We start from the raw sequence: 24,447 nt of genomic DNA on the forward strand, positions 1-24,447 counted from the left end.
TGCTCATCCGTGCGGCGATTTATTTTTGGGCTAGCTTGTTTCGCTTTTACGGATGGATAGTCCCCAAAATTTAACTCTTTATTTTTCCCGTTAATCGGAGACTCTCTATGTCTGTTTACGTTGGCAATTTGTCCTTTCAAGTCACCGAAGAGAACATTAAAGAAACCTTTTCGGATCATGGGAAGGTTGTAAGTGTGCAGTTACCCAAAGATCGCGAAACGGGTCGTATGCGCGGCTTTGCGTTCGTAGAGATGTCTTCTGACGCTGAGGAAACGGCAGTGATTGAAGCGTTAGACGGGGCAGAGTGGATGGGGCGCGCATTAAAGGTAAACAAGGCAAAGCCACGTGAAGATCGTCGTCCCTCAGGTGGGGGAGATAGCTTTAGTGGTCGCGATCGCCGATACTAATTGAGTAATTATTGTCAGACTCAAAGCAATTTCTCTAATTTAGAGATTTGAGTTTTGAGATCGTTCTCGTTTAATGGTTCTAAACTATTTTCACTCTAAAAAGGTAGTTGCATGACTCAGGTAGTTGTGGGCGAAAACGAAGGGCTTGAGTCAGCACTCCGTCGATTTAAGCGCCAGGTAGCAAAAGCAGGCATCTTTCAAGATATGCGGAAGAATCGCCATTTTGAAACACCAATCGAAAAAGAAAAGCGTAAAGCGATCGCCCGTCGAAGAAAACAGTTTCGCCGTTTTACGTAATTCCTTATTGGTGATTATGCAGCCAGGATGATGCAAATAGCTGATGTCTGAGGTTTTTTTGCCTTTGCCAACTCATTGCTTGTTGCGACCTGCTCACAAAAGCGATCGGTGGATGCTTCAACGGTTCACTTTAAAGTTGGTGCAGTCTGAAGCGCTTGGCTTCGATCTGCGCATTGTTGCTTATCACCTAGTTAAAACAGGCTTTCTAGGACTCTTTGCAACATTGCAACGGTGGCTCTTGATTCATACGCGATCGCTGCCCTTACAATCCGTTTTGATGTTGCTTCTGTTTTGCACCCTGCTTTGGGCGATCGCCCAGGCTTTCACTGTAATTCTGTACTTGGTTCTAATTCCTACGGAGCCTTTATTGAACTGGTCTTTGTATCAGGTTGTTGAATGCGAAGGGGCACCCGTTGGCTGTGCAGCACTCGCTTGCTATGGTAACTTTTGCGTTCTCTATCATTTGTATGTCAGTCCCCCTTGGCGACAACAACTGCTCGCATCGCGGCTGGTGCAGCAAATGATTCATCAGACAGAGCAGCCAACTTATCTGGTTTGCAAGCCTCAGATGTGTCAGTTTTATACGCGCCTGGGATTTGTAGATATTCCTTGGAAGCAACTTTCTCAACCCCTAAAAGCTCACTTCAAAGACTTTGAGCGCGATCGCAAATTAGGTGGCGTTCCCTGGGAAATTATGAGCTGCTCACAAACTAGCGCATGAATCTCTAACACTCCACGATAAGATGAAAGGCTAGCTGTGAGTATCGATCTAAAACTCTGAGTTTAGGTCTGCATCAATCACACAAGTTTTACATAGACTCTAAAATCTCACCATCTTTTGTTGAGATGGGCAGCATACCGTCATGAAACACACATTATCCGTTTTAGTTGAAGACGAAGCAGGCGTTTTGACCCGAATAGCGGGTTTATTTGCGCGGCGCGGGTTTAATATTGAAAGCTTGGCAGTGGGTCCTGCAGAGCAAATGGGCATCTCTCGAATCACGATGGTTGTTCCTGGAGACGATCAAATTATTGAACAATTGACCAAGCAACTCTACAAGCTGATCAATGTGCTTAAAGTGCAAGATATTACTGAAGTACCCTGCGTGGAGCGGGAACTGATGCTGATGAAGGTGAATGCCAGCAGCGCTAACCGCTCTGAGGTTCTGGAACTGGCGCAAATTTTTCGGGCGCGGGTAGTGGATGTTGCCGAAGATTCTTTGACGTTAGAAGTAGTGGGCGATCCGGGCAAAATGGTGGCGATCGTGCAGGTGCTAAGCAAGTTTGGGCTGCGAGAAATTGCTCGGACTGGCAAAGTGTCTCTGACGCGAGAGTCGGGTGTGAATACCGAATTTTTGAAGTCATTGGAGTCTTAAGGATGTTGGAAAAGGTATGAATGAGGGGTCAACTGAGCAACTCATTAACCTATCAAGCAATCTCAGCAGTTCAAAGGTCGAGCGGTGAGTCCCAAACTGTCGCTTGTTCGTATTGCATCGTAAATGGGGGGTGAGTTCTCAAAGCCTTTTACCTTAATCCAAATTACTTTCGTAAGAGGTCTAATAGAATTAGCTGCCTTTTTACATGTGAGCTAACCTTTGAATAAGATATTTCCTAAAAGGGGATCGCCTTGATTCTCAGGGGAACTCTTTCTAATAAGCTACTAAGCCCCTGTCGGAAATCTAACGTTGCTGAGTTGATCACTATGGACTTGTCACAAACTCTAAAGGAGCCGAAGTATTGGCTTTTGGCACTTGTTGCAGCACTGGCTGCGATTCACCTGACGTTGCTCAGTCGGATAGATAATTCAGAACTTTTTGCAACTTGTCTGTTGTTTTGGATTGCGGCAGGCTCACTCATTTGGGATCGCTACCAAACTTTAAACCTTGAAAGCAACTTGACTGCAAGTGTGCTTGGAGCCTTAATTGTCATTGGAATGTTAACCAGAGTTGGATCATCGCCCGATTCATCTGCCTCTGCTTGGGCGCTGCCGTTGGTAGCAGGATTGGGCACTGGATTGTTGGCTTCAGGATTTAAAGGGCTGAAGCAGTATTGGAGAGAATTTATTATCTTTGGTCTGCTAGCTGCGTATCCCTTGCTACGACTCACACTGGAAGCGATCGATTTATCAGAAATAACGGCAAAGGCAGCATCCTTTGTGTTGTGGTACTCCGGCTTTCCAGTGCGGCTGCAAGGAGTCTTCTTGCTAATGCCATCAAGCCGCGTGGAGGTGTATGGCGCATGTTCTGGCATTCAAAGCATTCTCCAATTGCTGAGCATTTCGGTCTTGTTTTTGCTGATGTTTCCTTTGCGATCGCACGTTCAAAAAGTTTTGTGCGTAGTGTCAGCAGTGGTCATCGGTTTTGTGGTGAATGCTTTGCGGGTCGCATTGATGGCGATTCTCAATAATGCGGGTGACAAAAACGCATTTGACTATTGGCACGAAGGACAGGGTTCTCTAATCTTTTCGGCGATCGCTGTTCTCGTCTTTGGATCTTTCTGCTGGTTCTTCTTCTTGCGTACCCCTAACCAAAAACCAGACTCAGGACCGCAAGGAAATGCTTAATTCAACCTGGCAACCGATACGTATTTCTCTGCTGGCAATCACAGCGGGGGGAACATTGTTAGTTTTAGGAAGATTATTGACATTGCCAAAAGTGGACAAGGCATCTGCTCAAGCAGTCAACACGCTGTCACAGGCAGTGCCACTATCAGGATGGCAATTAGTGGATAACTCTGAACTGAAACCAAGCGATGATTCTCGATTTGGACGAAGCTATCGTTTTCAGCAGGACAACAAAACTCTAAAAGCTGACGTACATTACATGACCAGCGATGGCAATGTCAGCCGCTATCTATTTGTTTACAGTTCTGTACGTACGGCAAATGCTAATCTCAAAATTAAGTATCAGCCAGAAACTGGCTTTTACGGAGTGCTGTCTGATAAAGGACAAGCTTACTTGACGGCATGTGTTAATCCGCGTGGTCAAAGCACCGTGACAGAGCAGCAGTTTACCCAAAGCCGCTACACTTACGATTTGAAACCCGACCGGATTTTACCGTGGGTTTTGGGCAAGGAATCACTCATTGATCGGCGTTGTTTATGGACGTTGTTATCTACTCCGGTGCAAACCAACACTGCGCCTGAAGCTTCAGAAGAAGCGGCTTACAAAACGTTGGAAACTGCATGGCTTTCATGGCATCAATGGTGGCAAGCAAACTATCCACCGTCTTAGGTGCTATAAAGTTTTTTTGATTGCTTTTGATGAATTTGACATTTAGTGGGAGAAGCTAAGCGATGGCGATATCAAGTGGTGATGGAAGTGGTGATACAAGCGAAAATCTTTCCGTTTATCGATTGCGTTGGGTTGGGTATGGATTGCTTTTGTTTGCGTTGGTCGATATTGTTCATTCGTTTGCGATCGCAAACCCTAGCGATCCTCGGTTTGGAATTAACCTGATCGGGCAGTTTGTCGAGCGTGTCGTTGTGCCGCTGTTGGGGTTTGCGTTGGTATTTTTTGGTGAGTTCTATGGACGAAAGTCGCCCGAAAAGTTAGCGCTTCGCTTTCTATCCTGGCTGTGCTTGTTGTTGGCGATCGCCTATTTTCTAATGATTCCGCCTCTGCTGTTGCAAACTTTTGGTCTGAAAAGCCAAGTAAACGCAAAAGCGAAAGAGTTTGAAACAGCCCAGCTTGCTCAGCTCCAAAAAGTAGAAGACCAACTCAAAAGCAGCAGCCCAGAGGACATTAGAAAAATAGCAACTCAGTTAAGCGCCATGGGGGCACCTGTTGATCCGAGTAAGCCCGATGCGGTTAAGACTCAAATTGAAGGGCGAATCAAAACAATGCGCGCTCAAATTCCCGCCCAAGTGCAACAGCAAGTTGGGCAATTTAGAGGGTTGACGCGAAATGCCGTGAAATGGACTCTTGGAGCCATTATTTCAGGAGTGTTGTTCATCTATCTTTGGAAGAGTAGCCGCTGGGCAAGATAAATAGGAAGTGCAAGGTCCAAAGTCGGAGATAATGCACGTTAGCTTATGAAGGGGATTGGCGCTGCCAGTCCTCTTATTTTTTAATCAGGATGAGTTTGAAGTTGTGAACCAGGAAGCATCAGAATCTCAGCAAATTGCATTGGTGGTTGGAGCAGGGCAAGGCATTGGGCTAGGATTTGTGCGCCAGCTATTAGAAGGCGATCGCGTGAATTGCCTCTATGCCACCTATCGCAACGTGGATTCTGAGCTGTTGCAGATCGACGATCCACGGCTGCATTGCCTAGCGCTAGACATTATGGATGAAGCGCAAATTGCCGCAGTGGTGCAAAAAATCCAAGCAGAAACATCAGCGTTGCACCATGTAATCAACTGCGTTGGAGTGCTGCACGACGGCACTATGCAACCTGAAAAAAGCCTGCGTCAATTGAATGCTGACCAACTGCTGCATTATTTTCAGGTAAACAGCATTGGTGCAGTGCTGCTGGCAAAGCACATTCAACCCTTATTAAAACACCGCGATCGCGCGCTATTGGCAACAATTTCTGCCAAGGTTGGCAGCATTGGCGATAACCAGTTAGGCGGCTGGTATGGCTATCGAGCGTCTAAGGCGGCACTGAATATGTTCATGCGAAATGTGGCGATTGAGTATAAACGCACCTGCCCACGGGCAATCGTCGTGAACTTGCATCCCGGCACTACAGACACCGAGCTGTCGCGTCCGTTTCAACGCAATGTGCCACCCGAAAAGCTGTTCTCAGTTAAGCGCACCGTACAGCAGTTACTGACCGTCATGGATGGCTTGCAAGAAAATGACAGCGGCGAATTTTTTTCGTGGAATGGCGATCGCTTGCCCTGGTAAACCAACGTTCAAAAGTTGCCATTGCCCAGAAAACTGTTCCTTGGCACCGGACCCAGATACGCAGTTCCGCTGATTCACATGAAGATTTGCTTGTTACGTCGCTCCGCCTGTCATCTGCGGCAGTTTGGACGGAGTGCTATACCAACTTTCTGCTAGAACGTTTAGCTGATCCAGTACGCTGCATAACTCTAGCCCTCGCGCTGTCAAACCATAGGTAACTTGAGGCGGTACGGTTGGTTCATAATGCCGATACAGAATCCCTTCCTGCTCCAACAAGCGGAGACGTTCTGTTAGGACTTTTGTAGAAATCCCTTCCACTAATCGCCTTAAAGCTCCAAATCGGGTTGCCCCTTGAGTCGATAATACCCACAAAATATACATCGTCCAGGGACCGGACAAGACTGCCATCAATCGACTGACGGGGCAAGGATGAGTACCTTGAGAAGAATGAGCCATGACTGGTTACTAAGAAGTGCCTAATAGTTACTATAAAGTACCTACTTTACTTTAGTAAGTAGCCCTTTTAATATCGAGGTGTTTACCAACTCAAGGCTCCACGAGGTTTTTATGGCAAGCGTCGCAGTAGTCTATTTTTCAGGTTCCGGGCATACCCATCTTATGGCTGAAGCGATCGCAGAAGGTGCGAGTAAGGTGACTGAGAGCGTTCAATTATTCCGTATTGTTGGCGAACAAATCACCCATGGACGCTGGAAAGACGATCAGGTTTTGGAACAATTGGCTCAGGCAGACGCGATCGTGTTTGGGTCGCCAACTTACATGGGTGGAGTTGCAGCCCAGTTTAAAGCGTTTGTAGATGCTGCCAGTTCTGCCTGGTTTGCCCAACAGTGGAAGGACAAGATTGCAGGTGGATTCACCCATTCCGGTTCTCTCAGCGGCGATAAGCAAGGAACGTTACTTTACCTAGCTATCAATGCCGCACAGCACAGCATGATGTGGGTCAGCACAGGCGAGATGCCCAGTGGTTCAGTGGATCAAGGTGATAATGTTAACCGCTTGGGTTCCTCTTTAGGTGTGATGGGACAAAGCGCTCCTAATATGAGTGGAGCGCCTGCTACCATTGAGCCGGGCGATCGCCTAACGGCTGTGCATTATGGTCAACGGATTGCGATCGCAGCCCAGCGCTGGCATGGGCACTAAAAGCCACCTCCCAAAAGATCCTAAAAAGTAGAGACGCAAAACTCTGCGTCTCTACAGGCGGTTTTTAACTTAGATGTTTTTATGCTTGAGGAATCCAAACTGACACAGAACCAGCCGGACAGCGAAACTCCGCCCATCCTTTTTCATCCGTTGTTACAGGTTCATCAATATGCTCGGTCAAGTCAATATAAGTGCGATCAGGCTGCCCCACTTCCATATGCTTGCTGCCCTCATCACCATTGCTGACCACTACTGCCAGACCGCCCGGATGATCTTCATCGCCTAGCCGTGTCCAGCCGATGGTGTTGGCATGGTCAAAGTAATCATACTGTTCGCCATAGGCGTAGGTTTGTCGGGCCTGAAGCAGCTTATCTAGCAAGAATTGATGTTTATCTAGCCAGACTTCATGCTCATTGCCATCATTACCCGTGTCTTTGTACTGAGCGCCGTAGTAGTCAGGATAAAACACACAAGGGTAGCCTTCTCGTCGTAGCAGAATCAAAGCATAAGCGATCGGCTTGAACCAGGGTTCTACTACCGATTCCAGGGATTGCAGCGGTTGAGAGTCATGGTTGTCTACTAAGGTCACCGCCAGAGTCGGCTGATCCTTCACCAACGTATTATCAAAAATTTGGCGCATATCATAGCCGTTACCCGCTTGGCTAGCAACGTGGAAATTGTAGTGTAAAGGCGCATCAAACAGCGTCACTTTGCCATCGGTTGTTTCGATGAAGTTGTGGAGTGCTTCCACGTCATAAGACCAGTATTCACCGACAGCAAAGAGATCTCGCTTGGCATAGTGACTGACATGATCCATCCACTCCCGGAAAAACTCAGCGGAAACGTGTTTCACAGCATCAAATCGGAAGCCATCTACACCCGTGGTGTCTACATACCACTCGCCCCAATATTTCAACTCGCCTACCACTTCTGGATTATCCATATCCAGATCGCAACCCATGAGATAGTCGAAGTTACCTTTTTCTGAGTCAACGTTGCTGTCAAATTCTTTGTCTTTGAGTAGGTAAACAGCGTTTTCACCACCGTTATATGCGTTGTAGTCGGTCGCGTCAAAATGCCACCAGTGCCACTCCATCGTTGAATATTTGCCTGCACGACCCGGAAAAGTGAAATGAGTCCAGGCTTTGATTTTTTGATATTCACCGATTGCTTCATGTCGATTTTCAGTATCCAGGGGAGTTGCTTCTGCTTCTTCTTCGGCATCGGCTCCTAACTTGTGATTCAGCACAACATCGGCATACACTCGAATCCCAACTTTTTGAGCGGCCTTAATAGCATTGAGATACTCTTCCTTAGTGCCGTATTTGGTTCGGACCGAGCCTTTTTGGTCAAACTCACCCAGATCGAACAAGTCATAGACTCCATAGCCCACATCCATGCCGCCGCCTGTGCCCTTATAAGCAGGGGGTAACCATACAGAAGTTACTCCAGCTTTTGCTAAATCCTCAGCCGATTCTGCTAATTGATTCCAAAGGGTTCCATCTCCTGGACTATACCAATGGAAATATTGCATCATCACACCGTTTGTCTCAGACACGAGCGCAGCCCTCACTAAGGATAGAAATTGTTTGAATTGTATATCTTTGTAATCTTAAATGAGAAAAAAGAAACAGAACATCTGTCGAGTGACTATAACAACATCGACCCAATGGTAGATGCTGTATAGCGGTGGCTCAGAATGGAAGCTAGGATACTAAGTTTTCGTTTGGCGATCGCTCGGCCGTTTTCTCAGCTATCTCATCTTCAGCAAGTTCTTTTTGTAAACTTTCTTGAAGCGCATTTAAGACAGCGATTGGATCAGCTGCTTCTTGCATGATGGTCGCTTCTGGATCGTGGCGATCGCGCACATCAGGGAGATCCGTACGAAGTTCTTCCAGCATGGCAATGATCTTTGCAATCTTTTGTTCCGATAGTAGATTGAGTTGCAGCATTAGCTGAGTCCGTTGTTCTGCAAAATTTTCTTCTCGGCTCTGCTCAATTAAAACTCCTGTAGAGATCAACAAAGCCGCCGCATCTAAACCATGATCTGACCAATGAAATGGAGGAAAAGTGAACGGTAAGATTGGGTTGAAAAGGCTGCCCGTAATCCAAATCGCAAACCCTGCGACTAGAACATACAAGAATGCAGGTTGTCCAAAGAATTTGGCGATCGCTTCTATGACTCGTTGATGAGCAGTCAGATCTCGAACTTCCTGGTTATGCATCGCGAGGATCGCTTCAATGTTTTTGGTGACGGGAGCAGGTAAAGGTGCTGTGAGAATTTTCTTTGGTCTCGTCTTAGGATTAGGTGAATGATTCATACAGCCTTTCATGACTTTAGATTTGTTTCGTCATCGTCCTTCCCGTCGTCAATTTTTACAAGTGACCACAGGAGGAATTGCTGCAGGTGCCCTGTCGGCTGCGATGCCTGATGATGCTACTGCTGGACTCTCCGTGCTGAAGCCGCCCATACTGCGACCCGGAGATACAGTGGGCATGGTCGCGCCTGCTAGCAATGCCTACGAGCCAGAGGAGATTGCGATCGCCAAGGAAACCATGGAGCAATATGGCTTTAAGGTGGTGTTGGGTCGCAATATTACCGCCCAAAATGGCTATTTGGCAGGAACCGATGCCCAACGCGCCGCCGATGTGAATGAGATGTTTCGGCGGGCTGATGTTCGCGGCATTGTCACCTTTTCGGGTGGCTATGGTTGTAGCCGGATTTTGCCGCTGCTGGATTATGAGCAAATTCGGCGATCGCCCAAAGTAATTGTGGGTCACAGCGACATTACAGCGCTGCTAGTCGGCATCAACCGCAAAACCGGACTGGTTACCTTCCATGGTTCTTCAGGACTCACAGGTGTGGGCGATTACGCCATGGAACACTTTCGCCGCGCAATGATGTCTACTGGGGCGATCGGTGAAGTGGCGAAACCACCCAATTCGGTAGCGGGCACGATTGAACGCACCAACCGCCTCATTACCATCTTTCCAGGACGAGCCACAGGGCAACTGGTAGGCGGCAATCTCACCCTGATTACAAACCTGATTGGCACGCCGTTTGAACCTGATACAACGGGTAAGATTTTGTTTTTAGAAGAAATTGGTGAGGAACCTTATCGCATCGATCGCATGTTGACCCAACTGTGGCTAGCCGGAAAGCTGCAAGCCGCCGCCGGAATAGCCCTGGGTCGGTTTGTGGATTGTTACCCCAAGGAATACCAAGCCTCGTTTCCGCAAACCATCAGCCTGGAGAATGTGCTGCGAGATCGCTTTGAGCCACTGAAAAAACCCACCCTGTATAACCTGATGTTTGGGCATGTGCGCGAGAATGCCGTGCTGCCGATTGGGGCGATCGCCACGCTGGATGCTACTGCTAAAACCCTAACGGTCAATGAAAACGCCGTTCGCGCAAGTTGAGAGTGCGGAGTGCAGAGGCGGAGTGCGGAGTGCAAAGAAAGATATCAACTCAAAACCCAAAACTCAAAACTCAAAACCCTTAAATCGCCCGAGCCACTTCCCTTTTCGTCTGCCTATTTTGCGGCTTTTGATGCCCGTTCCATAAAGATCTTTTGGGCGCAGCGTGCTGCTTCGCCTTTGGCTGGTTGACGCTGGATATAGTCTCCATTGCTATGCAGATCCCACGCTTGGAGATTGTCTGCTAGCAAAACATCCAAAATATTTTTCAATTCATCTTTTAGTTTGAGATTTTCAATTGGAGTAACGGCTTCAACCCGGCGATCCAAGTTGCGCGTCATCCAATCTGCACTGCCAATATATATTTCTTCTGTTTCTGCACCCTCATTATGAAAGTAGAAAATCCGGGAATGTTCTAGATAGCGTCCAACAATGCTGACGACCCGAATCGTTTCACTGATGCCTTTTAAGCCGGGACGCAGGCAGCACATCCCCCGCACAATCAAATCAATTTCCACTCCGGCTTGAGAGGCTTCGTAGAGTTTCTTGATAATCTCTACATCAGTCAACGCATTCATTTTGGCAATAATCCGGGCAGGTTTGTCACTGCGGGCATTTTTGGTTTCTCGTTGAATGAGCTCATTCATGCGATCGCGCAGGTTTACGGGTGCCACTAACAGTTTGCGGTACGCAGTTTGGCGAGAATATCCCGTTAAGTAATTTGCTAGATCGGTCAAATCGGCTCCCAGTTCTTCGCAACAGGTCAGTAATCCTAAATCGGTATAAAGTCCAGCCGTTTTTGGATTGTAGTTTCCAGTGCCAATGTGGGCGTAACGTTTCAGTTTTCCTGCTTCTTGGCGAATGACTAAGGCGATTTTAGTGTGGGTTTTTAGCCCTGCTACGCCATACACAACATTTACTCCCGCCCCTTCTAAACTACGTGCCCAAGTGATGTTGTTCGCTTCATCAAATCGGGCTTTTAGTTCCACTAGCACTGCTACCTGCTTGCCGTTTTCAGCAGCGGTAATCAGCGATCGCACAATGGGTGAATCTCCCGAAGTGCGATACAGCGTCATCTTAATCGCCAGCACCTGCGGATCATAAGCCGCTTGACTAATAAACCGCTGCACCGACGCAGTGAATGACTCATAGGGATGATGCACCAGCAAATCACCTTCTCGAATCACCGAGAAGATATCAACTACAGTGTCCTTGTTTTGAAAGGCTGACTCTGTTTCATACTCATTCACAGCCTTCAATCGAGCCGGAATCACCGCCGTCCAAGGAGCATCTTTCAACGCTGGTAAAGGCAATCCCATGAAGGCAAACAAATCCTTCAAGTTGAGCAACCCTTCTATTTCATAGACATTGTTGTTGGTTAAGCCCAACTCTTCCACCAGAGGCTTTCTGAGAGAGTCAGGCATCTCCTTTTGCACTTCTAGCCGCACAGCCGATCCACCCAAGCGATGAGTGCGCAACTCCTGTTCGATCGCCACCAGCAAATCATCGGCTTCGTATTCTTGGACTTCTAAATCGGCATCACGGGTAATGCGAAAGAACCCAAACTCTTGGATTGCCATGCCTGGAAACAGCATTTCTAAATTGTGGGCAATCAGTTGCTCTAATGGAATGCCGACCCACACACACGATTTGCCTGCATGTTGACGCAACTCCTCTGGCAAAACGATGAAGCGTGGCAAACTGTTGGGCACTTTCACACGAGCAAAGTTCTCTTTTCCACTCTCTGGATCTTTGACACTGACCGCCAAGTTCAAACTCAGGTTTGACATGTGAGGGAACGGATGGCTGGGGTCGATCGCCAGTGGTGTCAGGATGGGAAAAACGCCTTCTTCAAAATAGCGCTGTAGGTAAAATCGTTGGTCTTTGCTGAGGTCGATGTAATTGATCAAGCACACTCCCTTTTCGGCTAGCAAGGGACGCAACTCGCGTTCAAATAACTGATGCTGCTGTGTCACAGAGGGGCGTAAGCGATCGGTAATCGCGTCCAACTGCTGTCGAGGGCTGCGTCCATCTGGCGAAAGTGGATTGACTTCTGCATTGACCTGACCGATTAAACCAGAAATTCGCACCATAAAAAACTCATCCAAATTTGAGCTGAAAATGGCTAAAAACTTCAACCGTTCTAACAGCGGGGTGCGAGGATCGAGGGCTTCTTGGAGAACCCGGTCATTAAACTTTAACCAACTTAGCTCTTGGCTAAAGTAATTTTGAGAATCGGATAAAGCCGTCTCAGATGCCGTCTCTTTTGCCGTGGACATGATTTCTTTTTTGCATAGATGCTAAAGATAGTCCCAAAATAAAGGAAAAAGGGAAAGTTCAATCGGACACATTATCGGCACAACGCAACCAGGTGAGCGCTTACGATTCCCATAGGGAGTTCTGTGAAAAGCTTCGCTAACGTTTCACGAATCGTTCATGCAGCAATCTACAGAAACGCTAGCAATCTTCAACTCCTCAACTTGTGAATAGAAAAACAAGCAGACAAGAGCATTCAGAAAAATCATTGGGGAGCTTGATTTTGAGTGCGAATAGAAAGAAATCTCAAAAAATTAGAAACCAGTCTTTTGGCTAATAGCGACCCGCTAATCGCTGTTGGCTTCTCGCTCAATAATAATGAAAACATCTTATTTCTCACCCGTCATCATGCGCATTGATGCAATTTTGATAATAATTGGAAATGCTGTTGCAACAGTTGTGAAGTAAGGGCATACAATTATTGAAATCCAATCTTAAAAATTAGGCATCAACAATGGTAGAAGTAGCTGAGAAACGATCGAAGACAGTAGCAGTTAAGCAAGCATCTATTGGAAACACAAGCGCTTTTTTGCAATCGTTGCCTGAAAAACCCAAAGAAGATTTGTCTTTGAGAGAGGCGATCGATCAGCTACGTGAACCTCTAAGAGCAGCGCTTTCTAGAGGCTATACCTATTTTGAGTTGGCAGAAATGTTGACCGAAAAAGGCATCAAAATTAGTGCGTTTACCCTCAAAAATTATGTGCCCTCAGGCAAGCGCCGCGCCAACAAAGAAAAGGAAGCCGCTGCTAAAGTTGGAACTCGTCGAGGACGGAAAAATCAGGCAGTCGAATCAGCAGGTGCAGAACTAGAAGCTCAGCCTTCTAAGCTAGCGGAAACATCGGCTAAAGAATCGATGAGTGAGGCTAAAAAAACTGAGTCGGAGACGGGTGAAAAAGCACCCCAAGCGAAAAAAGCGTCGGCAGCAAAAACTAAAGCCGATGATGAATCAACGGTAAAACAGTCCTCAACGAAATCTAATACTGCTTCAGCGAAGAAGCCTGCTTCTACACAATCCCGTAAGAAACCATCCGCTTAAAAATTCAGCGACTGGTCAGGTTGCACTCAATACAACTAGGCTTGGTGCAACTCAAAATAACTATCTGCCAAGGTGAAAGCGCGATCGCCCGATGACTATGCGAGTCTTTGTGCGATCGCAGATAATCTTGCAGCACTATGGCCTGCGCTTGAGTATTCGGGTGCGACATAATTGAAGTAGGCTAACTTATTCACTTAGGCTAAGTGGTGTCAGCAACATTTCACTTGGTCTTTCTTGGCATATCACCTCAATCAGGCTTCTTACAAAGCACATTTACTGACCAGCGTCATGACGAAACAGCGTGTTCTTTCCGGGGTTCAGCCAACGGGCAATCTTCACTTGGGTAACTATTTAGGAGCTATTCGGAACTGGGTTGAAGGGCAAAGCCAGTACGACAATTTTTTCTGTGTGGTTGATTTGCACGCCATCACTGCGCCTCACAACCCCAAAACCTTAGCAGCTGACACGTTGAATATTGCCGCGCTCTATCTTGCCTGTGGCATTGATTTGCAACACTCCACAATTTTTGTTCAATCCCATGTCTCTGCTCACAGTGAACTGGCATGGTTGTTGAACTGCATTACCCCGCTGAACTGGCTGCAAGACATGATTCAGTTCAAAGAAAAAGCTGTGAAGCAGGGGCAGAATGTCGGCGTGGGCTTGTTGGACTATCCGGTGTTGATGGCAGCAGACATTTTGCTGTACGACGCAGATAAAGTGCCTGTGGGTGAAGACCAAAAGCAGCATATTGAGTTGACCCGCGATATTGTCGATCGCTTCAATCATCAGTTTGGTCAGGGTCAGCCCGTCCTCAAATCGCCTGCCCCGCTAATTTTGGCACAGGGTGCGCGAGTGATGAGCTTGACCGATGGTACTAAAAAAATGTCTAAATCTGATCCTTCAGACCTTAGCAGAATCAACCTGCTCGATTCATCGGATGTGATTCAAACCAAGATCAAAAAGTGCAAGACTGATCCGGTGAAGGGTCTGGTATTTGGTGATCTAGAGCGTCCAGAGTGCAACAATTTGCTGACGCTCTATCAGTTGATGTCGGGTAAATCAAAGGAGGATGTGGCGGCAGAATGTGCGGAGATGGGCTGGGGACAGTTCAAACCGCTGCTGACGGAAACTGCGATCTCGCACCTCAAACCCATCCAAGATAAGTACCATGAGATTATCAACGATCAAGGTTACTTGGAATCGGTGCTGCACGATGGCAAAGAAAAAGCCAGCGCGATCGCCAATCAAACTCTGCTCAAAACTAAACAAGCCCTTGGTTTTTCCCTACCGCTTTGATCAAAGTTATGTCTGCAATGACTCAGCAAATTGATGTTTTTTGCATTCGTTAGCAATTCCAATAAGAATTCTCTGCTGCTACTTATGCTGTGTAAACTAACAGCTACGCTGATAGAAAGCGATCGCTGTTGCAACGCCTTACCGTATTACATCAATGCTTAGTTCATCTTCTCTTTCATCTTTTCATCAGGCAATTCAGTCCGGTGAGTTTCTGATTACGGCAGAGGTTACCCCACCCAAAGGAGGCGACCCGACGCACATGCTGTCTATGGCTCAACTGCTGAAAGGTCGTGTGCATGGGGTGAATGTGACCGATGGCAGTCGGGCAGTGCTGCGAATGTCGTCGCTAGCGGCATCGGTGATTTTGCAGCAGCATGGCGTGGAGGCAATTTGCCAGGTTGCCTGTCGCGATCGCAATGCGATTGGGCTGCAAGCTGATTTGATGGGCGCTCACGCATTGGGCATTCACACCATCTTGGCGCTCACAGGTGACCCAGTAAAAGCAGGTGACCATCCCACTGCTCGCCCTGTGTTTGAATTAGAATCGGTTCGCTTACTCAATCTTATCCATAAGCTCAATGAGGGACTAGATTTTAACGATAAGCCGCTGCCCGACGGCGCGACGAGCTTATTGGTTGGTGCTGCGGTCGATCCTCAGTGTGGCAGTTGGTCAGGGCTACAGCGCCGATTTGAACGCAAGCTTGCGGCAGGGGCGCAGTTTTTTCAGAGCCAGTTAATCTCCGATTTCGATCGCCTCGAAAAGTTCATGACCCAAGTGGCTGTCGGTTCCAATAAGCCAGTTTTGGCAGGCATTTTTCTGCTCAAATCAGCTAAGAATGCCCAGTTTATTAACCGCTGTGTTCCTGGTGTGCACATTCCTGACGAGATCATCGATCGCTTAGGTGCCGCTGCCGACCCCCTCCACGAAGGCGTGGTCATTGCTGCTGAACAGGTGCGGCTAGCGCGGGAACTCTGTCAAGGCGTTCACATGATGGCAGTCAAGCGAGAAGATTTGATTCCACAAATTCTTGATTTGGCGGGCATTGCACCGTTGGAGTAAGGGGCAGGGACTAATAGAAAAGCACTCTGCACCTTGCACAAATATTAAAGGTACATCTGCCTGTTGTGTAGATCAGCGATCGCTCTATACAACAGGCATATTTGCAATAATCTGTGCTCAACTTTGCATAACGCAGCTTGTTGTCTACCCCCATGCGAAATAAATCATCGTCGTAAATCGTTTTGTTCTTTTGGATAAAAACTTAGTCGAAGACTATCTCTTTGATAAACTCCTATCCTTTTCCAAGTGAGCCACTTTTTAAGTGAGAAACTTAGTGATTTAGTACTTTTCATCTAAATGTCTGAGTTTATTTGTATGTGCTTGTGGATGAAGGTTTTAGCGTTTTCAATCAGGCATCGATCGCAGATTTGACTCTCCTATTGACAAGCTTTCTAGATAAGTCAAAAGCTTTCCGTTGACGACTGATTTTAGCGTGATACATTATCAATACTGCTCGTTATTGAAAACGCTAGATACACTCAAGGAAGAAAAAATGTCTGAAATTCAAACTCCTATCCGTGCTTTTGACCAGGTTGTTGATAATCCGATATTATTTGAGCATTCGGTGACAACGCCGATTATTGAAGGGATGAATCTTGCATTAGCAAGTTTTCAAGCGCTTTATCTGCAATATCAAAAGCATCATTTCGTCGTTGAAGGCGCTGAGTTTTATTCCCTTCACGAGTTCTTTGCCGAAAGCTATGGACAGGTGCAAGGCTACGTTCATAAAATTGGCGAACGCTTAAATGGTTTAGGGGGCGTTCCGGTTGCTAGTTTTGCTAAGCTTGCCGAGTTGTGCTGCTTCACGCCAGAACCAGATGGTGAGTATGCTTGCCGTCCAATGGTGGAGCACGATTTGCAAGCGGAACAAGCGGTGATTAATTTGCTACGTCGGCAAGCCGGACAGGCAGAAAGTTTGGGCGATCGCGCGACTCGGTTACTGTATGAACAAATTTTGTTGGAAACGGAAGATCGAGCTTTTCATCTAGCGCATTTTTTGGCTAAAGATAGTCTAACCTTCGCTTACGTCGTTACCAATAATTAATTTCCACCAACAGCGATCGCGCTTCTAATTAGAAAAAACGCGATCGCACTTCCAATTCATTTACAGATCGCCCGGTGTTTGAAATTAGGAATGCGATCGTGGCTTGATTCTTCAAGGTGCTACTGGGCAATAGCAACTTCAGGATTTGAAAGAGGAGATCGTACGGATTACCTATTGAGCTTATAGACAGGTATTCAGTCGTCAGCTATTTTCATTTTGGACCCCAAATAGTCTCTCCTGAACCGCCTCCCTGCCAAAAGCTCTCATTGAACCACTCAGATTTCAGTAGCGACCACCAGTCTGCGGTCAGTCCAGCCAGCACATAATCATAAGGCAACCAACCGTAACCATCCTGCCCCCAATCGGCACCAAAGGAATTCCGAATTAGAATTGCGCCAGTAGAGGGTTCTTGGCGATCAAGGCGTTGAATCACCTTATAGTTATCGTAGCCGATCGCGACTACCGCATGTCCACCAACCACTCGGTCTCTTTCATGATGTGGAAAGGGGATGATTCCTTGCTCAATGTTTGTAGCTTCGTAAGCAGAAGTATACATTGTCAGTCCAAATACACAGGGGAAACCCGCCGCAATCACGGCTTTTATTTGAAATAGCAAAACCTCTTTAGAGATGCCAGCATAATCAAGCCGAAAGTATTTTAGCGCTTGATAGTTTTGAGCGTAGGAGTAGCAAAATTGGGGCGGTTCATCATCCACTTTCGTTTCGTCATACGACCAATGTTGTTCGGGCGGCACACCAAACAGTGCCATTGCTTTCATCATTTCTCGCACTGATGCCCCGACATCTCCAGTCAGATTCATTAAGTCACGAGTGGCTTTATACAGAAACAGCGGCGAGACATCTGTATACTTGCCCGAACTTCTATTCATAAAATATTCCAGCAAGGCAATTCCAGCAAAAGCAGTACAGGAGTTAAGTGCACCTTGATCCTCAATGGCAGAACACCACAGGCTAAGATCAACAACTCCAGGTAGAAAGAGAAACAGCTTAGGAGGCTTTTTCGGTTCACTTGAACGTTTATCCGGGCTTATATATCTGTCAATCAGGCTACTACTCAAAGGCATCTGTAATTTGGGAACTCTAAAAAAGTCCTGGTCATTGTCATGCTTGTCAGGTTTAGGCTGATCTCCGATTCCCAAACTGGCACTTATAGGTCTGCAAATTTCAAAGGCTTCCTGTTTATCAAAAATGTTAGGCGCATCCTTATATTTGCTGTCTATTTCGGGATAAAACAACTTAACAAGTTTTCTCATGAAAAAGTAGAAGCATAAAGTCCTCTTTTTATCAAAAATTTCTTCTACTGACCGCGTTTTGTCTTTTGCCTCTCTTATCTTGGGGATGACCTCAGATGTAATCCACTGGTCTACAGCCCAAACTGCATTAATGGCTGTCTCGCGATCTAATGCTCCAGGTAGCATCTCCTCTCGTGAGTTTGGATTTTTCCTTTTAACGATCGCTTTAAACTTATCAAGTCCGTTCCCAATTACGTCCTTCAGTTTTTGATTGCGAAAACCTGCCAATGGGTAAAGTAATTTCAGAACACAGGAGAAAATAGGCTCAATTACAGAAAATTCATCTTGAAATACTCGAATGAATGGAGCGATGTTTATCTCTTCTTCCTGCATTTCTCCCCCTAATTCACTCGCTTTAGGTTGAAAAAACTCCTCAACCAGCTTATTAACCAGTTTTTGGTTAGGTTCACCAAACCCCTTGAAAATCTCCTCAAAAATGCTTGAATTCTCTTTAGCCCCTAATCCCTCCAAATAAGCTTTTTCAAAAATATCTGAATCCTTAATATCTGAATCCTTCTCATTAAGTTGTTCCCCGACCCAGCTCTTTATCTTGGCAAGGATGACATCAAAAACCTCGTTAGACATTGGCGGGGGGACGGGAACAAGCCTAATAATCGAATTCGGCTGATAGTCTTGAGGATATTCAACTAAAAATGCTACTTGCTTTCCCCCTTCCTCTGTTATCTTTTTCTCTTGTAACTCTTGAGACGGCTTGCTTTTTTGGCTCTGATTCTCAGAATCTATTCTCAATGCATAGATGTAACGACCTATAAATCTTTTTACTTCTTGTGAATGCTTGTCTTTCTCAAAATTATTCTTTTCCGAGAAAACCCTAAGATACTTATCCAAAGTCGTATAGGTTTCAAGTCCAACAACACCATCAACAGCAATCTCCGCACAAAATTGAAATAGGATCACTAAATCCACAGTAAAATCCTTACTGTTTTGACGCTTTTCACCGTCCTTATTATCTTCAAATTTATCAAAAGCTTTACTTCTTAACCAACTCAGAGTGTCGCCTGGTCTTTGCAGTAGCTTATTTTCTAGACTTGCAACCTTTACTGATTCAATTAACTTGGTTGACTCACTATCACTGCCTCCATACTTCTTACTTAATTCTTCTTGCTCATCATTATAAAGATGCTTTTGACGAATAACGGTTTGAAAAAGGAAATAAAGACAACTTTTTAGCTCAAAAATTCGTTTGTCGAAATCGCTTTCATAGATAAAATCTCTTTCATTGGCAAACGGCGTTGTGAATTTGGCTCCTTTGCTAAATTTAATATAGGAACTTACGCTTAAAAAGGCGACATCGCCAAAAATATCTTTGTTGAATCGTTTAAGGGTTTCATTTGCGGCTTTAAGCGCTTGAGACTTTGGAGATTGTGACGATCTATGTCCTTTTTCTTCAACGGCTTCCACTAGCAAACCAACAAGTTTACCAAGTGTGTCTGCCAAAGTTTCAATATCTTCTATAGAGTCAGCCTTTTTCAGCCTGCCTTCTTCAGCGTAGATATCTTTAGAGGCTAAACGATAATCCTTCAAATCTGGATAGTCTGGTATCCAACCTAAGCCTTTCTTCTTCCAATCTATATTTTTTTGCTCTGAGTTATTGCTCATGATCTTTAGTCCTTACTTTTCTATTGGTCAAGTTGGCTTGAAATTGAACCTGAGTTTTATATCACTCGTTACTATCAGATGATTATTTCCTAAAGCTCCGGCAGACCTGTTTGAGTGATTTTTGATTGCTGTTTATGTGATCATGCATCCAATTGCATCCTCGCTGAATTAGCCCTTCTAAAGTAAGGTCATTTACATCCCACAACAGCACAGTCCCATCTGAGCTTGCTGTGATTAATGCTTTGCCATCGGGACTAAACCTGGCTGAGTTGACAGGTTCACGATGACCCACCAGAGTTGTGAGCAATTTGCCATCTTTAGTCCAAAGCTTGACCGTGCGATCGTCACTGCCAGTCGCAATTTTACCGTCAGGACTGAAGCTAACTCCTCCAACTCCTGCTTGATGCCCCTGCAAAGTATGTAATAACTTTCCTTCTCGGCTCCACACCTTAACTGTATTGTCCTCGCTAGCAGTGGCTAAAATCTGTCCATTTGGACTGAAGCTGACATCATAAACTGCGGCTTTGTGTCCTTCTAATGTGTGTAATAGCTTCCTTTCGCGGTTCCAAAGTTTGACGCTACCGCCTAAGCTGGCAGTAGCAAAAACCTCTCCATCAGGACTGAATTGAACTTTATAGATGGGTTGGTCATGAGCCTTTAATGCGGCTAAAGGCTTTCCGTCTCGACTCCAAAATTTGACGATAGCGTCTACACCCGTTGTAGCGATAACCTGACCATCTTTGCTAAAACTGGTATTCAGAACAAGCCCATCATGCTTGCCAAGAACCTGACGAAGTTGACCATTGGAGTTCCAAAGTTTAATTTGCTTGCCGCTGCCCGTCGCGACTATTTTGCCGTCTGGGCTGAGACTAACTGCATAAATTGGTAGGTTGTCTTGCCAAGATGCTAACGATTCTCCGTTTCGGCTCCAAACTTTAGCTCCATCTTGGGACAAGGCAGTGAAGGTTTTACCATCTTGGCTAATGCTAACTTGATAAACTGGAGAATCGAATTTACCGAGGAGTCGGATCGGGGGTTGAATCTGCCACAATCTAGCTGTTTTGTCGTTGCTTACTGATGCTAAAAATTTGCCATCTGGGCTGAAATTGACACTCTGGACTCTAGAGTTGTGCCCTTGAAGTGTTTCTAGCAAAATCCCATCTCGACTCCAAAGCTTGACTACATCATCGTCGCCAGCAGTCGCAATTAACTGACTGTTTTTGCTGAGGGCAATATCTCGCACCCCATCAGTGTGCCCTTTCAAAACGTGAATGGGTTTGCCTGTTTGTCGATTCCAGAGAATTGCCGTCTTGTCCGCACTAGCGGTGGCGATCGTTTGCTGGTCAATAAATCGAACACTATAGACCGTTCCTGTGTGTCCTTTATAGACCCGAATCAGTTTGCCGTTTTGATCCCAAAGTCGGGCGGTTTTGTCCTCGCTAGCAGTGGCGATCGTGCCATCAGCATCGAAAACAGCTTTATAGACTACTCCATCGTGCCCTTTTAAAACAATTCCTCTATCTTGTCCAGTTGATGACCATAGCTTGACTGTTTTGTCTCCACTAGCAGTAGCAATCAACTTACCATCTGTGCTGAAACTAACACTCCAGATTGAACCTGTATGTCCCTTCAATGTTGCTTGATTCTTGCCATCTCGACTCCATAGCTTTGCGGTCTTGTCCTCACTAGCGGTAGCAATTAATTTTCCGTCGGGGCTGAAGCTAACGTCAGTCACCCCTTGTTCGTGTCCCTGCAATGTCAATAACTCTTTGCCATCAACACTCCACAATTTAGCCACCTTGTCATAACCAGCAGTGGCAATCAACTGTCCATCAGGGCTGAAAGCAATACCGTAAACATAGTTGTTGTGTCCCTCAAGCCGATTTTTTTCTCGCACCCAGTAAGTTGCTTGAGCAAGTGATTCCATCACTTTGGTTTGGAGTTCAGGGTCATTCTTAAACCAGGTGGATTGTTGCAGCAGTTCCGCTGCTTGGAGGGCTTCAATCAAGGCATCGAAGGAGTTGCGGTTAAGGTTAAATGTGGCTTTAGAAGAGGTTGCCAGGGCTTCGATCTGACCTTTATCAGCAATGCGCCATTGCATTCCAGCAAGCGTCGCAACAGCAGTAATACAGAGAGCAGCGGCAACGCCTCCGATCGCCACTCTCCGATACAACCGAATTTCTGATTGACGATCGCGATCGCGTTTCTCAATACTCTGATTCAAAAAGTCGGTTTCTGTATGGGTGAGTTTTGGCTGCGCCTTTTCCACCCATTCCTGGATTGCGGCAAGGCGACCAGTAGAGAGTAAGTAATCCTCTGATTGATTTTTCTCCTGCCATTCGTGGCAATCGCTTTCCAGATGGCGGCTAAGGCGGATGTTTTCGCGGTTTTCATCGATCCAGTTTTTGAGTAACGACCATTGCGACAGCAGCGCTTCGTGGGCAACTTCAACGGTTTTTTCGTCGGTAACAATCAGCCGTTCCTTGGTTAGCTGTTCAATAATGCGGCTCAGTTGGGCAGGCGATCGCGTCTCCCGCAGCTTTTCCCAGCTTGCTTTGCGGCGAGTCACTTCTTGCCCTTCGCCCAGTTGTACCAGTTCTATTAGCAATTGCTGCACAAAGGCTTGATCGTCGGGATGCAGGTTGCGGTAAAGCTGATCAGCGCGTTGCTGCAAAGCACCCTGTACGCCGCCAATTTGGGTATAGCCTGCTTCAGTTAGCACAGCCATATCGGGTTTGATGCAAACTTCCCAGAGTTTGGTTAGGGCATATTGCAACAGCGGCAAAGCACCGGGTTCATTTCCAACATCCGCAATCATTTGAGGCACCAGCCCCACTTGAAACGTGACCTCGTGTTGTGCCGCTGGACGCTCGATCGCCGCTGCCATTTCGCTATTCGACAGATGGGTGACCATATAGGTCGTCAATTCGTTCTCTCGGTTGATCAACGCCGCCGATTCAGGAATTTTGGCACAACGATCCAAAAAGTCGCCTCGAATTGCAATAATCAAGCGCTTCAGGTGATCCATCCGACTCACCGACTCTCCGATTAGGCGAATGAAATCCCGCTGTTCGGCTTCATCTTCACAAAGGGTAAACAGTTCCTCAAATTGGTCAATAAATAAAACGAATGGTTTGGGCGGCTGATTCAACAAGTCACGCAAAACAGTCAATGGCTGTGCCGTGGGAGTAATGACTTTTGCTTCCCAAGTGCTACCGTCAAAAATTGGGTCACACTGAAGTGCTGGCAGCAATCCCGCCTTAATCAACGAAGACTTACCGCAGCCAGACGGACCAAAAACGGTCAGCACTCGACAATTGAGTAATCGTGCCTGCAATGCCCGTACTGACTGTTCGCGACCATGAAAGTACTGGGCTGTAGCGGCATCAAAGGATGCCAGACCAATATAAGGATTATGCAGATTGAGTTTTGGTGCGGAGTCGGCTGATTTGACGGGAGGATAGGTGGCGATCGCAATATCATTGCCCCAGCCCAAATGTAGCGCTTCCTGACCCGATCCCTTTAGGCTTTGGGATAGGCGATAAAACAGCAGCCCGCTGGTAATGGTTGACCCATCTTCAGGGCGGCTGGGGGCAGCCAGAGCTTCCAGCAGTGCACCCGTAAACAGGCTGTGCTGCTCGCTGCGTTTAGCGCGAGATTCTTCAAAGCTGCGGCAAGCGGTAATGAAACAGTAGTTACGCTGAGTGGAATTAAACGCAGATAACGCCCGTTCCACCGGATCGCGCTCCAGCATATCGCCACTGTGACAACAATCCAGCAGCAACACCAAACTGCTGAGATTGGATTGTTGAATCAGGCTATTCAATTCGCCAAAGGGCAAGATGTAAAGCGGCTCCATTGGCTTTCCAGCCTGCCGGATGATTTCAGTATCAGACGCTGCCAGAAAGGTTTCTCGGTATCCCGTGGTGCTTTCTGACAAAATACCGTGTCCAGTGAAATAAATTAGCGCATCGTTGCCCTTCGCCTGATCTAGCAAAAACCGCTTCAGCGCTTGCCGCAAAGCTTCTAGAGTCAGGGTTTCGGTATGTAGCGTGACTTCAAAACCGCCGTGGTGCCGCAAGCACTGGGCAACGGCTTGAGCATCCGTGGCGGGTTTAGTTAAGTTTCCTACGGAGCGATGATAGCTGGAGATACCAATGATAAGGGCGTAGCGCTGAGCCATTGGGTAGAAGCGACGATAAGGTTAGGATTAACCTCATTCAGGCACAGGCTTTTTCCGCACGCCAAGAAAATTAATGAAACTTTTCTAAATTGACGTAATGGGTAACTAATTTGGGCGGTGCTAAATCAAGATATAAGCGTGAAAGTATACAGTCGTCCTCAATTCTTTTCCCTAGGAAGAATGATCTGAAAGACTTACTCCCTCTCCTTTGGGGAGAGGGCTGTACTTTAGGCGTATGAGAACTGTGCGAGGGGTGAAATTAATTCCCCATAGCGTCATAAGGGAAAGTACGCTTAAACTCATCAATCAAGTCATCCATTTCCTCTATCGCTTGATTCACATCAATTCTTAAGGTGCCTAAGTTGGGCTGTTCCAAGAGTTTTACTAAAAACTCACGTTTGCCCTCAATCTGAGTAATTTGCTCTCGCATCGCTTGCGGATCTAACATGAACG

General features: G+C 46.5%; 22 protein-coding genes. 14 read left to right on the forward strand and 8 right to left on the reverse strand.

The features are described 5' to 3' along the window. The first annotated feature begins 107 nt into the window (after positions 1-107). From JOY44_RS15765 to JOY44_RS15800, 8 genes are all read left to right on the forward strand, one after another. Positions 108-407, forward strand: coding sequence for an RNA recognition motif domain-containing protein (locus tag JOY44_RS15765; RefSeq protein WP_171574600.1), 300 nt, complete (start codon positions 108-110; stop codon positions 405-407). A gap of 111 nt (positions 408-518) precedes the next feature. Then, on the forward strand, positions 519-704 hold the full coding sequence (rpsU, locus tag JOY44_RS15770; RefSeq protein WP_171574601.1) for a 30S ribosomal protein S21: 186 nt from the start codon (positions 519-521) through the stop codon (positions 702-704). 43 nt (positions 705-747) lie between these two features. Beyond that, a complete protein-coding gene (locus JOY44_RS15775) occupies positions 748-1,425 on the forward strand; it encodes a GNAT family N-acetyltransferase (RefSeq protein WP_171574602.1) in 678 nt (225 codons plus the stop codon). 142 nt (positions 1,426-1,567) lie between these two features. Then, complete coding sequence (gene ilvN, locus JOY44_RS15780) at positions 1,568-2,080, forward strand: acetolactate synthase small subunit (protein WP_171574603.1); 513 nt, start codon at positions 1,568-1,570, stop codon at positions 2,078-2,080. 326 nt (positions 2,081-2,406) lie between these two features. Further along, on the forward strand, positions 2,407-3,267 hold the full coding sequence (gene crtA / locus JOY44_RS15785; protein ID WP_171574604.1) for a cyanoexosortase A: 861 nt from the start codon (positions 2,407-2,409) through the stop codon (positions 3,265-3,267). Further along, positions 3,260-3,937 (forward strand): cyanoexosortase A system-associated protein, encoded by a 678-nt coding sequence (locus tag JOY44_RS15790; protein WP_171574605.1) that lies wholly within the window; start codon positions 3,260-3,262, stop codon positions 3,935-3,937. The genes crtA and JOY44_RS15790 overlap by 8 nt, the downstream gene beginning before the upstream one ends. A 62-nt stretch (positions 3,938-3,999) precedes the next feature. After that, positions 4,000-4,692 (forward strand): HpsJ family protein, encoded by a 693-nt coding sequence (locus JOY44_RS15795; protein WP_171574606.1) that lies wholly within the window; start codon positions 4,000-4,002, stop codon positions 4,690-4,692. A gap of 103 nt (positions 4,693-4,795) precedes the next feature. Next, positions 4,796-5,551 carry an SDR family NAD(P)-dependent oxidoreductase gene (locus JOY44_RS15800; protein WP_171576033.1) on the forward strand — a complete coding sequence of 252 codons (756 nt, stop codon included), beginning with the start codon at positions 4,796-4,798 and terminating at the stop codon, positions 5,549-5,551. Between the two features lie 93 nt (positions 5,552-5,644). Here JOY44_RS15800 and JOY44_RS15805 read toward each other — a convergent pair whose 3' ends face one another. Further along, positions 5,645-6,007 (reverse strand): winged helix-turn-helix transcriptional regulator, encoded by a 363-nt coding sequence (locus tag JOY44_RS15805; RefSeq protein WP_171574607.1) that lies wholly within the window; start codon positions 6,005-6,007, stop codon positions 5,645-5,647. Between the two features lie 111 nt (positions 6,008-6,118). On the opposite strand from JOY44_RS15805, the gene JOY44_RS15810 reads away from it, so the two are divergent. Then, a complete protein-coding gene (locus JOY44_RS15810) occupies positions 6,119-6,709 on the forward strand; it encodes a flavodoxin family protein (RefSeq protein ID WP_171574608.1) in 591 nt (196 codons plus the stop codon). A 79-nt stretch (positions 6,710-6,788) separates the two neighbouring features. On the opposite strand, the gene JOY44_RS15815 is transcribed toward JOY44_RS15810, so the two are convergent. Together JOY44_RS15815 and JOY44_RS15820 are read right to left on the reverse strand one after the other, a co-directional pair. Then, a complete protein-coding gene (locus tag JOY44_RS15815; protein ID WP_171574609.1) occupies positions 6,789-8,267 on the reverse strand; it encodes an alpha-amylase in 1,479 nt (492 codons plus the stop codon). Positions 8,268-8,415: 148 nt separating this feature from the next. Then, entirely contained in the window at positions 8,416-9,030 is a 615-nt protein-coding gene (locus JOY44_RS15820; RefSeq protein ID WP_197985481.1) for a DUF1003 domain-containing protein, read from the reverse strand. A gap of 10 nt (positions 9,031-9,040) precedes the next feature. On the opposite strand from JOY44_RS15820, the gene JOY44_RS15825 reads away from it, so the two are divergent. Further along, a complete protein-coding gene (locus JOY44_RS15825) occupies positions 9,041-10,129 on the forward strand; it encodes a S66 peptidase family protein (protein WP_171574611.1) in 1,089 nt (362 codons plus the stop codon). A gap of 113 nt (positions 10,130-10,242) precedes the next feature. Here the strand turns inward: JOY44_RS15825 and ppk1 are convergent, their stop codons facing one another. Beyond that, the gene (gene ppk1 / locus JOY44_RS15830; protein ID WP_171574612.1) at positions 10,243-12,405 is read right to left on the reverse strand and encodes a polyphosphate kinase 1; all 2,163 of its coding nucleotides are present in this window, start codon (positions 12,403-12,405) and stop codon (positions 10,243-10,245) included. Positions 12,406-12,896: 491 nt separating this feature from the next. Here ppk1 and JOY44_RS15835 point away from each other — a divergent pair, with 491 nt between their 5' ends. Further along, positions 12,897-13,478 carry a hypothetical protein gene (locus JOY44_RS15835; RefSeq protein WP_171574613.1) on the forward strand — a complete coding sequence of 194 codons (582 nt, stop codon included), beginning with the start codon at positions 12,897-12,899 and terminating at the stop codon, positions 13,476-13,478. A gap of 4 nt (positions 13,479-13,482) precedes the next feature. Here the strand turns inward: JOY44_RS15835 and JOY44_RS15840 are convergent, their stop codons facing one another. Further along, complete coding sequence (locus JOY44_RS15840) at positions 13,483-13,647, reverse strand: hypothetical protein (protein WP_171574614.1); 165 nt, start codon at positions 13,645-13,647, stop codon at positions 13,483-13,485. Between the two features lie 119 nt (positions 13,648-13,766). Here JOY44_RS15840 and trpS point away from each other — a divergent pair, with 119 nt between their 5' ends. The 3 genes from trpS (at position 13,767) to JOY44_RS15855 (ending at position 16,879) form a co-directional block, all read left to right on the forward strand. Then, positions 13,767-14,774 carry a tryptophan--tRNA ligase gene (gene trpS / locus JOY44_RS15845; RefSeq protein ID WP_171574615.1) on the forward strand — a complete coding sequence of 336 codons (1,008 nt, stop codon included), beginning with the start codon at positions 13,767-13,769 and terminating at the stop codon, positions 14,772-14,774. Positions 14,775-14,928: 154 nt separating this feature from the next. After that, positions 14,929-15,834, forward strand: a complete 906-nt coding sequence (locus JOY44_RS15850; protein ID WP_171574616.1) for a methylenetetrahydrofolate reductase — start codon at positions 14,929-14,931, stop codon at positions 15,832-15,834. 493 nt (positions 15,835-16,327) lie between these two features. After that, a complete protein-coding gene (locus JOY44_RS15855) occupies positions 16,328-16,879 on the forward strand; it encodes a Dps family protein (RefSeq protein WP_171574617.1) in 552 nt (183 codons plus the stop codon). A gap of 211 nt (positions 16,880-17,090) precedes the next feature. On the opposite strand, the gene JOY44_RS15860 is transcribed toward JOY44_RS15855, so the two are convergent. The 3 genes from JOY44_RS15860 to JOY44_RS15870 form a co-directional block, all read right to left on the reverse strand. Then, positions 17,091-19,811: a C1 family peptidase gene (locus tag JOY44_RS15860; RefSeq protein ID WP_171574618.1), complete on the reverse strand. Its 2,721-nt coding sequence runs from the start codon at positions 19,809-19,811 to the stop codon at positions 17,091-17,093. A gap of 82 nt (positions 19,812-19,893) precedes the next feature. Then, a complete protein-coding gene (locus JOY44_RS15865; RefSeq protein WP_171574619.1) occupies positions 19,894-23,994 on the reverse strand; it encodes a caspase family protein in 4,101 nt (1,366 codons plus the stop codon). A 259-nt stretch (positions 23,995-24,253) separates the two neighbouring features. Further along, on the reverse strand, positions 24,254-24,442 hold the full coding sequence (locus tag JOY44_RS15870) for a hypothetical protein (protein ID WP_171574620.1): 189 nt from the start codon (positions 24,440-24,442) through the stop codon (positions 24,254-24,256). Positions 24,443-24,447: the final 5 nt, after the last annotated feature.

This window comes from Leptolyngbya sp. Cla-17, from assembly GCF_016807185.1.
Classification (GTDB): Bacteria; Cyanobacteriota; Cyanobacteriia; order Leptolyngbyales; family Leptolyngbyaceae; genus ULC077BIN1.